At 69.3% G+C, this 13,504-nt stretch carries 10 protein-coding genes; 5 read left to right on the forward strand and 5 right to left on the reverse strand.

Annotated features, from left to right (window positions below; translation table 11 throughout):
- Positions 1 to 1,058: 1,058 nt before the first annotated feature.
- The gene (locus ABZ459_RS27485) at positions 1,059 to 1,244 is read left to right on the forward strand and encodes a hypothetical protein (protein WP_357975828.1); all 186 of its coding nucleotides are present in this window, start codon (positions 1,059 to 1,061) and stop codon (positions 1,242 to 1,244) included.
- Positions 1,245 to 1,950: 706 nt separating this feature from the next.
- Here ABZ459_RS27485 and ABZ459_RS27490 read toward each other — a convergent pair.
- Positions 1,951 to 2,364, reverse strand: a complete 414-nt coding sequence (locus tag ABZ459_RS27490; protein WP_357975831.1) for a hypothetical protein — start codon at positions 2,362 to 2,364, stop codon at positions 1,951 to 1,953.
- Positions 2,365 to 2,876: 512 nt separating this feature from the next.
- A complete protein-coding gene (locus ABZ459_RS27495) occupies positions 2,877 to 3,329 on the reverse strand; it encodes a hypothetical protein (RefSeq protein ID WP_357975834.1) in 453 nt (150 codons plus the stop codon).
- Positions 3,330 to 3,694: 365 nt separating this feature from the next.
- Between ABZ459_RS27495 and ABZ459_RS27500 the strand changes: the two genes are divergently transcribed.
- Positions 3,695 to 9,412 (forward strand): LamG-like jellyroll fold domain-containing protein, encoded by a 5,718-nt coding sequence (locus tag ABZ459_RS27500; RefSeq protein WP_357975837.1) that lies wholly within the window; start codon positions 3,695 to 3,697, stop codon positions 9,410 to 9,412.
- Between the two features lie 260 nt (positions 9,413 to 9,672).
- Positions 9,673 to 10,068 (forward strand): hypothetical protein, encoded by a 396-nt coding sequence (locus ABZ459_RS27505; RefSeq protein ID WP_357975840.1) that lies wholly within the window; start codon positions 9,673 to 9,675, stop codon positions 10,066 to 10,068.
- Positions 10,069 to 10,219: 151 nt separating this feature from the next.
- On the opposite strand, the gene ABZ459_RS27510 is transcribed toward ABZ459_RS27505, so the two are convergent.
- Complete coding sequence (locus tag ABZ459_RS27510) at positions 10,220 to 10,414, reverse strand: CsbD family protein (protein ID WP_352350685.1); 195 nt, start codon at positions 10,412 to 10,414, stop codon at positions 10,220 to 10,222.
- Positions 10,415 to 10,608: 194 nt separating this feature from the next.
- Between ABZ459_RS27510 and purB the strand changes: the two genes are divergently transcribed.
- Positions 10,609 to 12,039: an adenylosuccinate lyase gene (purB, locus tag ABZ459_RS27515; RefSeq protein WP_357975843.1), complete on the forward strand. Its 1,431-nt coding sequence runs from the start codon at positions 10,609 to 10,611 to the stop codon at positions 12,037 to 12,039.
- 226 nt (positions 12,040 to 12,265) lie between these two features.
- Here the strand turns inward: purB and ABZ459_RS27520 are convergent, their stop codons facing one another.
- Positions 12,266 to 12,613 (reverse strand): hypothetical protein, encoded by a 348-nt coding sequence (locus ABZ459_RS27520; RefSeq protein ID WP_357976059.1) that lies wholly within the window; start codon positions 12,611 to 12,613, stop codon positions 12,266 to 12,268.
- Between ABZ459_RS27520 and ABZ459_RS27525 the strand changes: the two genes are divergently transcribed.
- A complete protein-coding gene (locus ABZ459_RS27525; protein WP_357975846.1) occupies positions 12,529 to 12,798 on the forward strand; it encodes a GNAT family N-acetyltransferase in 270 nt (89 codons plus the stop codon). The two genes, ABZ459_RS27520 and ABZ459_RS27525, sit on opposite strands and share 85 nt — an antisense overlap.
- A 29-nt stretch (positions 12,799 to 12,827) precedes the next feature.
- Here the strand turns inward: ABZ459_RS27525 and ABZ459_RS27530 are convergent, their stop codons facing one another.
- On the reverse strand, positions 12,828 to 13,424 hold the full coding sequence (locus ABZ459_RS27530) for a dihydrofolate reductase family protein (protein ID WP_357975849.1): 597 nt from the start codon (positions 13,422 to 13,424) through the stop codon (positions 12,828 to 12,830).
- Positions 13,425 to 13,504 lie beyond the last annotated feature (80 nt).

Here is a 13,504-nt window from a genome sequence, read left to right on the forward strand (position 1 = left end):
GCAGGTCACCGGCACCTATTCGGGGTTCGTCCTGGGGCCTCATCATCACCATCCGCGCGAACCGGGTCGACCGCATGCCGCTTCCTCGCAGAGCGCATGGAGGACACGGGCACGACCTGCCCGCCCTCGCGCTCATGCACGCACCCCTGTCAGCCGATCCCGCCCCCCTCGCCAACCGCCGCACCCCTCATCCCCGCCCTCGAAGGGAGAAGCATTCGTGTCGGACGCCGTACCGCCTGACGGCCCGCCACTGCGTCGCCAACGCCCCGGGAAGAACCTCACGGGGCGCTCATCCGTGCGCTCGCGTTGATCGCTGCGCAGCGTCCCCGCCGCACCGGCGCCTTCCGGCCCTCAAGGAGCGGGAGCCGTACGCCTGCATCGCGGTCGCCCTCCTGGCATCTCGGGACTTGCCGTCCGGCTGCGACCTCCGGCAGGCGCCGAGCCGCGTCAGGCATCTGTTCACGCCCGGCGCGCTCTCGCTGCTCAAACACCTCCATGAGGCCAACCACCGCGGAACCTTGTGGGGAGAACCGCCCGACCTCGCCGAGCGCCTGTTCGCATGCGCGTGACGTCGCTGTTGCGAGGACGGCACGTTGACGTCCGATCTGACCCTCATCGTCGGCGCGCTCGTACGGCTTGCCGTTCGCCGCGAGGGGATCACACAACAGCGCAGCGTTCAACGCGTGAAGCGCTACGCCGATCAGCTGTAGCCAACCGGAGGCCGCGCGGCTTTTCGCGTGTCGGCGAGCCCCCCACCCCGCCGACAGCCGGCCTGACGGCCGCCTGCGGTTGGTGTCCGGGTTCTTGGTTCATGCTGGTGGTGTGCGGGGGGATCTTGTTGCGGCTGCGGGCCGGTGTGGGGTGTCGGTTCGGCGGTGGGTGGGGGAAGGAAAGTTTGGACCGGATGCCGCGGGGCCGACCACGATGTTGCGGGGTGATGGCCGGCGGGTGGTGCGTGCTGACCGGTTGTTGCAGGTGGAGCTCCCGGTGCGGGCGCGGCGGTGCGATCGGGGTGTGCGGCCGGTGGGGAAGAGGGCGCGGTAGGTGCCGATCGTCAGGTGGGTGATGACGAGGGTGAGTGCGATGAGACCGCCGAGGGCAATGATGAGCAGCATGAGCTGGTCGATGGTCTCGCGGGTGGCCTGAACGGCAGAGAGCATGCGCGTCCCTTCCAGGTTCTGGAAGGGACGGCGATGGCCCTTGGTGTGTGGTGCTGTGTTGCCCAGTCTGCCATGTTCGGATAGCGGGCGGGGAGGTGTAATCGGGGGTTCGGCTGCCGACGCCTCCGAATGGCTGAGGGGATTGGTCTCGCGTCTTGGGGACGCTGCGAGGGAGGGCCGTTGTCGTGGCGGATGTGCGTGGCCAGCGCATCGAGCACATGCGCCTGCACGCGATCCCGCGCGCGGACCGCAACCCCAAGGAGCACGACATACCTGCCATCCGCCGTTCGATCGAGGAGTCATGGCCGACGACCACCAGCCCGAGGAGAACTGCCCGAGCCGCGTGGCGTCGACGAGGGGTGGCACGTCCGCGCGCTCATGTGCCATTCGCTTGCGTGAGGGACATACGCGTCCAGCGCGCAGCGATCGTCCTCCTACGCTTGGCGAGAACCTCGAGGCATTGTCACTGATATCGATGACAAGCGCTGAAGCGCGGCTTGGCCGATGAGAGTGGCGTGGTTGAAGAAGATGTTGGTGTTCCACCACCCGTAGCCCACCAGATTCACTGGCGCGCTGAGTCACGACTCACGGGAATGACCTGCGCCGGAGCTTACGTTGACGAAGCGACCTTGACCCCTGAGACGTTCTGGGACCAGCTCCTCGCCGGTGTGGCGTGCCCGGCTCGACGATCTTCTGCACGACGAATCCCGACGCGCCCAACCACTGGCTCCGTCAGAGATTCATCCTCGGGCAGGGCGAGCCACTTCCGGAGTGCGGTGAACGCCCAATCTCACTCCGGTGGGGAGACCTTGCAGAGTGCCGCCCACTTTCGCTCAGCCTCCTGCAGCCTCTCCAGCTCTGCTTGGCTGTTCTGCTCTCTTCGTAGCGCGGCCGCCCAGTCCTGGTGGGCGTATACCGACTCGCGCAAGCTCCCGCGGAGCTTCGGATCATCGGTTGCCTCCGCAGCAGTGAGCAGCCTTTCGGCATATGCCAGGGCATTCACTTGCCATTCCTCTGGCGTCACAGTGATCGTCTGGGCATTGCGAGCAGCGACTGCCAGGGCGCAAGCTTTGGACCGTGCAGAGTCCTTGTTGTTCAATAGGTCATCGAAACTCTTGATGCCGAAGAACGCCAAGATGGTGATTACGGACACCGCGATCCCCAGGACCGCAGCGAATTTCGGCTTATCAGAACCGTCGCTCACCTATTTGTCTCCGTCACCCGAAAGCGTTGCTGCCCCGAGTATAGGATTGAGGTGGCGGTTTGGCGGAGCTTTTTGCCTGGAATCTGGCCTGGCCGTGCAAACCGACAAGCTCGCCCTCTCCAAGAGCTCATAGTGGCCGCAGAAGTGGCGCGGATGGTCGCCCGGTGCGGGCGTCCTGAAGCTCGGCCGTCGTGGTGACGAGGTGGTCATCTAGCCGCCGGCTGCTGCCTCAGCGCGTAGGTGCTCGATCTTCGGATGCCTGGACCGCTTTTGCGGAGGGCCAGGTGCTGGAACCGGCTCGACGTCACGCGTCTCGCTCGTACTTTCGACGGCACGGCGGCCTGCGGAAGATCGCAGACAAGGATGGTGACGGCCCCCGGAATGCTGCCCCTGTCCGGAACGCGGGGGCCGTTCCTGGCTGCCGAAGCAGAGCGACCACAGGACGCGGGCGCGCTCGGCGGAGACAACCAGTGGTGCTCTCCATCATGGGATCTTCCGCGTCCCCCCGGGCGTCACACGTCGTTGAAGGAGGCGCTCTGGTCGAACAGGGTCCGGAAGGGGTAGAGGCTTTCGAAGATGACGGCGCGGGTGGTCACCTGCGCGCCGCCGACCGCCCATTGCGAGGCGATGACGTAGTGGGCGTTGACGGCGATGTTGGCGCAGCCGGTGAGGTCGGCGTACCCCATGGGCTGGTCGGATGAGTAGGCGCGGCCTTCGCCTCTGCAGCCGTTGCCGGTCTCTCCCTTGGCGACGATGTAGATGTCGGAGATCAGGTCGAGCCCGTTCTTGCTGGCGCAGAGCCGGATGGTCCAGCCGTTCTGCGACCTGTCGGCGCATCCGCCGGCCGCCTGGGCCGGAGTCGTGGCGCCGGCCACGACAGAGGCGCTCATCAGGAGCGCGCCGAGCACTGCTGCCGTCCGGCGGAGATTGCTGCGGTCGCGGTGTGTTCCGTCGGCATGGGGCATGCGCCGTTCCCTTCGTCGAACCGTTCCGTGGAATTGCGTGTTCTGGCGCGAAGGCCAGGTGCTTCATGTGTAATTTCTGTGGTCCGCGGGCGGCAACGTGTTCATTGGATCCACGGCGGGCTCGGGCTGTGGTGGTTTTGGGGGACACGGGCTCCGCGGTGGCGGCTCCTGGTGACCGGCCCGCCACCGCGCGCATTGCGAGAATGGCAATTACCACTTGGTTCGGTCAGATTAATCGTCCGAAGGGCGTTCGGTGTTACCGGAATCGGCTTTTTATTCGTTGTGATCTTTGCCATGTTGCCGCAAGATCTTGACGCCCGGTAAAGCTTGTTTGCTATTTCAGCTCACGACAGATTGTGGTGTCAGTGAACAAGTTAGTCAGCCGGGCCAGGTTGAGCGGGAGACCGTCTCAGCGCCTCGCCGTCGCCGCGGCGCTCACGGTGGCGGCATCGCTGCTGGTCGCAGGGGCCGTCCCGCCGGCCCAGGCCGAGCCGGAGCCCACCCGCCCCTCTGCTCCCACGGTCACGGCGTTCCCCCGCCCAGAAGATCCGGACGCTCCGCTCAGAGCCGCCGTCGAGACCGCCAGGCAACTGAACAAGCCCGTCCCGGTGGAGGCGGTCTTCACCGAGACGTCGCGTACCTGGGCCTATCCCGACGGGCATCTGACCCTGCAGTCCTATGCGGGCCCGTCGCAGCTCAAGCAGGCCGACGGCTCCTGGGCGTGGATCGACACCGACCTGGTCGAGCGGAACGGTGTGCTCAAACCCAGGCTGTCCAAGGCGGACATCGCGTTCTCGCTGGGCGGTGGCACGCCGTTCGCCTCGATGGAGCGCGGGAAGGGGCAGCGGCTCGCGCTGTCCTGGCCGACGGAGCTGCCGAAGCCCGAGGTCAGCGGCAACGTCGCCCGTTACGCCGATGCGGCGGGGGCCGGCGCGGACCTGGTGGTGACGGCGTTGCCGACGGGGTTCCGGCACGACGTGGTGCTGCGGCAGCGTCCCGCCGGTCCGCTCGAGCTGCGCATCCCGGTCACCACCGAGGGCCTGACCCTGGGCGAGGGCAAGAAGGGCAAGGGTCTGACGCTGACGGACGCCAAGGGCAGGCAGGTGGCCTCGGCCGCCGAGCCCGTGGCCGTCGACGCCGGTCCCAGCGCGGCTGAGGCCAAGGCCGGGAAGGTGGTCCCCCCTCGTACGGGGAAGATCGACACCGAGGTGGTGACCGAGAAGGGCCGCCAGGTGCTGGTGCTGCGGCCGGATGCGGCGTTCCTGGCCGACCCGGCCACGCGCTACCCCCTGACCGTCGACCCCACCACGACGTTGCCGCTGCTCAGCGACGTGGTCATCAGCAACGACCTCAACGACAACACCTCGGCGACCTCCCCGAAGCTGGAGACGAGTCTCGCCCGCACCTACACCGACGGTCACCTGACCAACGTCAACTCGCTGCTGAAGTTCGACACCTCCGCGCTGACCGGCCGTTCGGTGGGCAACGCCCGGCTGGAGATGTACGCCGAGCAGGATGTCGCCTGCCGCTGGTACGGCCCGGGTGGGGTGGAGGTCAAGCGGGTCACCTCCGGGTGGAACGCCGACGGCGTGGGCTGGAGCACGAGGCCGTCGGTGACCAGTTTCGGATCCTCCGTGCAGATCTGCCCGAGCACGTCGTCGATCGATGACAACGGCAACTGGATCCCGCGCACCATCACGTGGGACGTCACCGCGATCGCCAACGCCTGGGCGTCCGGGGCGCAGAGCGAGGGTGTGCAGGTCTCGGCCTACACCGACTTCGATCACCAGCCCTCCCAGGGCAACGGCTTCTGGATCTACTACCATTCGGCCGAGCGGGTGGGGGGCAAGCCGCCGAAGCTGACGGTGTCGTACTGGCTGCCGCCGGAGATCCCCACGGTGACCGCCGAGTCGATCGACGTCATGAACGGCAACGACGCCATCGCGCGCAGCCAGAGCGTGAAGGTCGGCTTCAAGTCCAGCGTCCCGGAGGCGACGAAGCTGGACTACACCGTCACCGTCAACGACTCCACCATGGCCCCGCCGCCGGCCTTCCCCACCGGTCACGTCGCGCACTGGAAGTTCGACGAGGCCGACGGCGCGGCCAGCGCGGCCGACGCCGGCGGCAACGGCTACACCGCCACCTACACCGGCAGCAGGCGCAAGACCGTCACCGGCAAGCTCGGCTCCGGCATCCAGCTCAACGACATGACCGGCAGCAACGGCTGCTGCGTGCCCGACAGCTACGCCTCCACCAGCAAGGCGGTGCTCAACCAGAACTCCAGCTTCTCCATCAGCACCTGGGTCAAGCTGCACGACAGCGAGGCCATCCAGTACGTGGCCAGCCAGGACGGCAGCCCGTTCGGGCTGAGCATCTACTACCTGGGCAGCAGTTGGCAGAAGTGGCGGTTGCAGGTCTCCGGCTCCGGTGGCACGGTCGGCACCGGCGTCTGGGTCGACTCCCAGAAACTCGTCAAGGCCGACACCTGGTCCCACCTGGTGGCCATGTACGACGCGAGCGCGGGCAAGATCCGGCTGTACGTCGACGGCGTGCTCTCGGGCGAGACGGACTACCAGCCCACCGGCACGGTGACCAGCGGCCGGTTCCGTATCGGCACGCGTGAGGCGGCCGCCTCGATCCACAACCTGCAGGGCTCGGTCGACGACATGCGTCTCTACCAGCGCGCGTTGACCGTGAAGGAGATCAAGGACCTGTACGGCGAGGTCGCGGCGACCAGCTACAACGCCAAGCCGTCCGGTCAGGTCATCGAGCAGACCTTCCAGCTGCACAACCCGGCGAGCCTGAAGTTCGTGGTCAAGGCGTGCCGCAGCGGCGTCACCCCGCCCTCCTGCAACGAGAGCGCGGCCTACCGGCTCACCTCGGACGCGCCGGTGCTGCCGTCCGACACCGAGACGGGCATGGCCGACCCGACGCGGCCGATCCTGTCGGGCATGGTCAACCGCCCGTCCGGTGGCGCGGTGACGGCCAAGTACTACCTCTACGACAACGCCGGCGCCCCCGTCGGCGCGGCCCCGCTGGGCACGCGGAGCGTGAACGGCGGTGAGCGGGCCTCGTTCCAGCTGCCGGCGAACACCGTGCAGCCGGGAAGCACCTACACCTGGCAGATGGCGGCCTGCGTGGGCCAGGTGAGCAGCTCGCCCGACCCCGAGCCGACCCCGACGCCTACGCCGACGCCGAGCCCGGCCGCTGACCTGAAGGCGCGCTGGTCCTTCGACGAGGGCAGGGGCACCACCGCGGCCGACTCCTCGGGCAACAACCACCCCGCGACCCTGACGGGGACGACGTGGGGAACCGGCAAGGACCAGCTGGGCCTGCAGCTCGGAGGAACCTCCGCCAGTTACGGCGTGGTCAGCGGGCCGGCGATCCACACCAACGCCGGCTACACGGTCTCGGCCTGGGCCAAGATCGACAACGTCACCGCCGACCACGCGGTGGTCAGTCAGGACGGCGCCGTCAACAGCGCCTTCAAGCTTGCCTACTCCCCGGGCGACAAGAAGTGGCGCATGGTCACGTACCAGGCCGACACCAGCGGCGCCACCCCGCTGCGCGCCCTGTCGACCGCCAACGCCGTGGCCGGTCAGTGGACCCATCTGGTGGGCGTCTATGACGCCGCCGCGGGCAGGATCAGGCTGTACGTGGACGGCGTCCTCAACGCCGAGACCGCCTTCACCAGCGGCTGGGACGCCACCGGCAACGTCCAGCTCGGCCGCACCAAGGCCAACGGGACGATCAGCAACTACCTCAAGGGCACCATCGACGAGGTCCGCCTCTACCAGAAGGCGCTGACCGCCGCCGAGATCGCCGCCCTGTACGCCACCCCCGCCCAGGTGGGGCTCGCGCCGGCGGTGACCGGGGCTCAGGAGGTCGTCAACGGCCCGGAGGTCTGCACCTCCAAGACCGCCCCGGTCTCCTTCACCACCCCGGGCACGCCCCCGCCGCCCCCGGTGGAGGACGTGCGGCATCTGACCCTGGGCAAGGACAACTTCGTCATCAAGTCGGCCAAGACCGACCCGGCGGCCTGCGACGGTTCGCCGTGCACGGTGACCGATGACACGGTGATGAGGATCGGCGGCACCGGCACCGACAAGACCGCCGCCGTGATCGGCATCAAGCTCGATGAGCTGCCCGACGGCGCCGGGGTGTCGGAAGGGCTGCTCAAGCTCGGCACGGCCGTGTGCCCGGCAGGCGCCTGCCCGAGCGACGCGGTGATCACGGTGACCCCGCTGAAGAGCCCCGTCACCGGTGAGTCCAAGGGTTCCGCGCTGGCGGCGGACGCCGATCCCGACCTGAAGCCCGTCACGGTGCCGCTGTCGGCTCCGCAGGGTGACATCGGCGACGGTGCCTTCGCCTGGCTCCTGGTCACCTCCGACAAGGACGAGGTGATCACCTTCGGCGAGCCGGGTGCGGCCGAGCAACCCTCGCTGGCCGTCAGCTACCTGCCGGCCGGGCCGCCGAGCGACGTGCTCAACCTCACGGCCTCCGGCGGCGACGGCGGTGTGCTGGCCAGCTGGGGACTGCCCACGTCCAACGGCAGCATGGCCATGCTCGACGGCTATGACGTCGAGGTGGCCGACAACGGTGGCGACACCGTCAAAACCGTGCAGGTGAGTGAGCCGTACGCGGCCGTCGGCGGCCTCGCCAACGGTCAGACCTTCACCGTCAAGGTCAGGGCCAGGACGGCGTTCGGCGTCAGCGGGTGGCAGAGCACCACCGCGACCACCAAGGCGGTGCCGCCGCCGGCGGTTCCCCAGCCGGGTACCGCCTGTGTGCCCTTCCTGGACACACCGCCCTCCGTCAAGAGCGCAGCCGCGGCAGACTCGGGCGCTCAGGAGTACCTCGACCGCGTCAAGGCCTACTACCAGGCGCAGGACGCCGTGCTCGAAGGCCGTGCCGACGCCGTATGGGATGCCCCCGGCGTGAGTGCGAGCACTCCCAGCACGGCCAAGCTGTCGCTGCTGAACCCGGGCCTGTTGCAGGAGCGGGACACCCTGACCGGGAACGGGACGACGCGGTCGGGCTCCTCCGTCCAGCTGGCCGGTCCCGTCGTGCAGGCCATGCCCGACGGCAGTGTCCGCGTCACCGTCGAGGTCACCCGCAAGTGGACCGAGACCACGGCATCGGCGTCCGGACAGGCACGTGCCTCAACCGCTCCGGCGGGTCCGGCGGGCACGGTCGAACCCAGCGAGGCGACGATCTCGATCTTCGTCTTCGACCGGTGCGGCAACATCACCATCATCGACGCCCCCATCGAGGTTAACGAGGACTCCAGCGATCACGCCGACATCCCCAGTGGAAGCGGCGGCGGGAGCGTCGGGGGCAGCGAGCCGGTCGTGGTTCCCTGTGGCAAGCAGGTGGACAAGCGCATCATCGCCTGTGAGGTCCGTGACCGTCTGGGGTCGAAGGGGTGGATCGTCCGCTCCTTCTTCAAGTCGCACTGGCCGGCCGACACCGGTGAGGGGAACACCGGCAGGTACCAGCGCTGGCTGCTGGACTCCTACGAGAACGTCTCGATCCTCCAGCCCACCTGGAGCTTCTGGGGCTACGGCACCTTGTTCGGCAAGACGCTGGTGAAGAACTTCAAGCTGAAGCAGACCGGCGGAGCCTGCTTCGTCAGCAAGTACGTCAAGACCTCGACCTCGGTGGGCACCTCGGTGGATCCCGCGACGGTGGGGGCGAGCTGGGGGTACTCCTTCTCCAGCGACGCCGGCGAGAAGTGCTCGGCCTACCACGGGAGCCCCGAGGCGACCTCGCGGCACAAGGTGATCCTTCCGCAGGCTCTGGTCGAGTCGGAGTGCCACGTGGGCAGCGGGGACGACTGCTGGGTGGTGCGCTACAAGCACTACCTGCACACGCAGTACTCCTTCGACTTCAAGTACACGACCGACAACGGCATGGGGCACCCGGTGGAGCAGCGGTACTCCACGACGCCGGTCATGCATGATCTGTGGTGCAAGGTCGACCGGAACTACGGAAACCTGTTCCCGGTCAACTGGAACAGCGTGCGTTATGACGGAGTCGGCTGCCAGGCGCGTTCCACGCTCGGCAAGAAGAAGCCGCTCTGACGACAGGCAGCGCCAGGCGGGGTGCCGGTCGTCACGACGACCGGCACCCCGCCGCCTCATGTCCGGGAAAGAACGCCCGGAAAAGGCAAAGGGTGTTCTCCGAGTAATGCTTCGAGAAGTAATGGCTGCGCGACAAAACGTTTCGGGGGAAGAAATGCGTGCGGCGGCGGAAAATAAATTCAGGGCGGATGTCTTGACGTTTCCCGGTAATGGCGGGCCACGATGGAGGGGCCAGAGGAAGATGTCCTGTGGGAGGAAACGTGCTCAAGGAAGCATGCGCTGTCAGCGCCCTTGTCGCTGCCGCCCTCGCCCCTTCGATGGCCTCGCAGGCGCTGGGGGAGAAAGTCCACGCCACCACCGCTACGCCCGTCACCTCGGCCGCGCTTGCCGAATGTGCCGCGGGAGGCGCCGCCAGTGGCGCGCCCAAGTGCAAATATCTGGAGGAAGGCAACAAGCGGTGCTACTACTGCCGCGACAAGAAGGGCAGCGGGTACAAGAAGCAGTACTGCGAGCAGAAGACCAAACAGCCGGAGCAGTCGACCGAGCGCGAGTGCAAGACCACCAAGGAACCGATCACGGGGAGCCCGGACCGTACGTGCAAGACCTGCACGGACGCCAAGACCGGCAAGGTCCTGTCGCGGGAGTGCAACAGCTAGCCGGCGTGCGGCACACGCTTCCGATGACGGTCCGGCCGGTCCGGTAGCAGGGGCCGGGGACCGGGAAGCGGGGGAGGCGGTGCGGTGCGGGGTCGAGTCGACCCGCCGCACCGCCCCCCAAGCTCGCAGTCCCCGCCGGACGGCCCGGCGGTCACTTCTTGAAGGCGTCCTTGACCTTCTTGCCGGCGTCCTTGACCTTCTCGCCCGCCTGCTTCAGGCCGCCTTCGGTCTGGTCGGCGCGGCCTTCGGCCTGAAGGCTCTCGTTGTCGGTGGCGTCGCCGATGTTCTCCTTGGCGCGTCCCTTGAGCTCCTGGGCCTTGTTGCGGATCTTGTCGTCGGTGCTCATGTTCATGCCTTTCTGGTCGGTTCCTCGCGACTTCCTGTACTTTCCGGCCAGGACAGGCGGAAACATGACCTCCGCCCGGCCGGACGCGTGACGGCCCTGGTCAGCGCCCGTCCGGGCGGACGAACGGGCCCGCCGGGAAGCCCGCGCGGGCTGGATGCGGTGCGGGTGACGGGGTGTGAATAGACTTGTCCAACGTGACTTCCAAGCCGCGCATCCCGAACGTCCTGGCCGCCCGCTACGCCTCACCCGGGCTGGCCCGCCTGTGGTCTCCCGAGTACAAGATCATCGCTGAGCGGCGGTTGTGGCTGGCGGTGCTGCGGGCGCAGGCCGAGCTCGGGGTGGCGGTGCCCGAGGGCGCGGTCGCCGACTACGAGAAGGTGGTCGAGCAGGTCGACCTGGAGTCGATCGCGGCGCGCGAGCGCGTCACCCGCCACGACGTCAAGGCGCGCATCGAGGAGTTCAACGCGCTGGCCGGGCACGAGCAGGTGCACAAGGGCATGACCTCGCGCGACCTGACCGAGAACGTCGAGCAGCTGCAGATCCGCGACAGCCTGCTGCTGGTCCGCGACCGCGTCGTGGCGCTGCTGGCCCGCCTGGCCTCCCTGGCCGAGGAGCACACGTCCACCGTCATGGCCGGGCGTTCCCACAACGTGGCGGCGCAGGCGACGACGCTGGGCAAGCGGTTCGCCTCGGCCGCCGACGAGCTGCTGGCCGGCTACCACCGGCTGGAGGACCTGATCGGCCGCTACCCGCTGCGCGGCGTCAAGGGCCCGGTCGGCACCTCCCAGGACATGCTCGACCTGCTGGGCGGCCGCCAGGACAGGCTGGCCGAGCTGGAGGAGAAGGTCACCGCCCACCTGGGGTTCTCCCGGCGGCTGACCAGCGTCGGCCAGGTCTACCCGCGGTCCCTGGACTTCGAGGTGGTCTCGGCGCTGGTGCAGCTGGCCGCCGCGCCGTCCTCGCTGGCCAAGACGATCCGGCTGATGGCCGGGCACGAGCTGGTCACCGAGGGGTTCAAGGAGGGGCAGGTCGGCTCCTCGGCGATGCCCCACAAGATGAACACCCGCTCCTGCGAACGCGTCAACGGCCTGACCGTGGTGCTGCGCGGCTACGCCTCCATGGTGGGCGAGCTGGCCGGCGACCAGTGGAACGAGGGCGACGTGTCCTGCTCGGTGGTGCGCAGGGTGGCGCTGCCGGACGCGTTCTTCGCCTTCGACGGGCTGGTGGAGACGATGCTGACCGTGCTGGAGGAGTTCGGCGCGTTCCCGGCGGTGATCTCGGCCGAGCTGGGCCGCTACCTGCCGTTCCTGGGCACGACGAAGATGCTGATGGCCGCCGTGCGCGCCGGCATGGGCCGCGAGCAGGCCCACGAGCTGATCAAGGAGCACGCGGTGGCGGCGGCGCTGGCGATGCGGTCGCGGGGCGCGTCCAACGAGCTGCTGGACCTGCTGGGCGGCGACGAGCGGTTCCCGCTGGACCGCGGCGAGCTGGAGGCGCTGCTGGCCGACCGGGTCTCCTTCACCGGCGCGGCCGCCGCGCAGGTGGCCGAGGTGGTGCGGCAGGTGGGGCAGGTCGTGGCCGAGCACCCGGAGGCCGCCGCGTACCGGCCGGGCGAGATCTTGTGATCCACCGGCTCGGCGACCCGGGCGCGCTGCGCGCCGCGTGCGGCGACGACGACCTGGTCATGTGGACGGCCCAGGACCTGCGCGGCCAGGCCCGCGCCTGGGCGTTACGGGAGGCGGTGGTGGCCGCCGCCCCGCGCATCGCCCGGCACGACCGGCTGGCGGTGTGGGGCGACCCGGACGACGCGGCCGAGCTGGTCCGGCACGCGCTGGCCGAGCTGGGCCCCACCTACCGGCCGCTGGGCGAGCGGGAGCTGATGCGGCGGGTGGCGGCCAGGCTGGCGGGCGTGCGGGAGAGCGGCGCGTTCTCCTGGATGAGCCTGCCGGGGCCGCCCCGCGCCCGGGACGGCCTGCCCGGCCAGGCTGCGGGGCTGCCTTCGATGGTCGGCTGGCTGGCGGGTGAGGACGAGCAGGAGATCACCGCGCTGCTGGCCGGGGACGCGCCCTCGTCGTACGCGGTGCCGGGCGTGGCCGGGGTGCGGCGCTGGGCGGGTGTGCGGGTGGGGCGCGAGTTGGCGGCGGTGGCGGCCGACGCGTGGTCGGCCCCGTCGGTGGGGTTGCTGGCCGGGGTCGCCACGGCCGCCCGCTTCCGCGGGCGGGGGGCTGGCCGAGCGGGTGTGCGGCTGGATGTCGTCCCAGCTCGTGGCCACGCACGGCCGCGCGGCGCTGATGGTGGACGACGTCAACGCCGCGGCGATCAAGGTGTACGAGCGGATCGGCTACCGCCGGCGCCTGGTGCTGGCCTGCCACGTCGCCGAGTGAACCCCGCGCGGCCCATCCGGCGGGGTGGGTCAGGTGATGGCGCGGTAGACCAGGTGGGTGGCCAGGGGGGAGAAGTGCGTCTCGACCGGCTCCCACTGGCGGGGGCGCACCTGTGCGAACAGCCGGGTGCCCGCGCCGAGCAGCAGTGGCACCAGGTGCAGGCGCAGCTCGTCGAGCAGCCCTTCGTCGGTGGCCTGGCCGATCAGGTCGGCGCCGCCCATGATGACGATGTCGCCGTCCCCGGCCACGGTGCGGGCGTGCTCGACGGCCGCGGCCGGGCCGTCGGTGACGAAGGTGAACAGTTCGGGGCGGCGTACCGCTGAGGGCGCGTTGTGGGTGACGACGAACACGGGCGTCGCCTGCGGGCGGTCGCGGGCCGAGCCGTAGCCGAGCGGGTCGCCCCAGCCGTAGGGGCCGTCGACCACGTCGAAGGTGCGCCGTCCCATGATGACCGCGCCGGTGGCGCGGACGGCGCCGCCCAGGACGCGCGCGTCGACGTCGGTGGGCTGGCGGGCCCAGGCGTGCAGCAGTTCGCCGCCGGTGCCGAGGCCGTGTTCGAGGCCGGGGTCGGGGCCGGTGACGTAGCCGTCCAGCGATACGGAGATGTCGGCGACGACCTTGCTCAACGGGTCCCTCCCCCTGGCGTGTCCGGTCGGTCACCACGCTGTCATCGGCGGCGGGAAAACCGGGTGAGGTTCGGGCGGTG

The organism is Nonomuraea sp. NPDC005692, from assembly GCF_040631115.1.
Lineage (GTDB): Bacteria > Actinomycetota > Actinomycetes > Streptosporangiales > Streptosporangiaceae > Nonomuraea.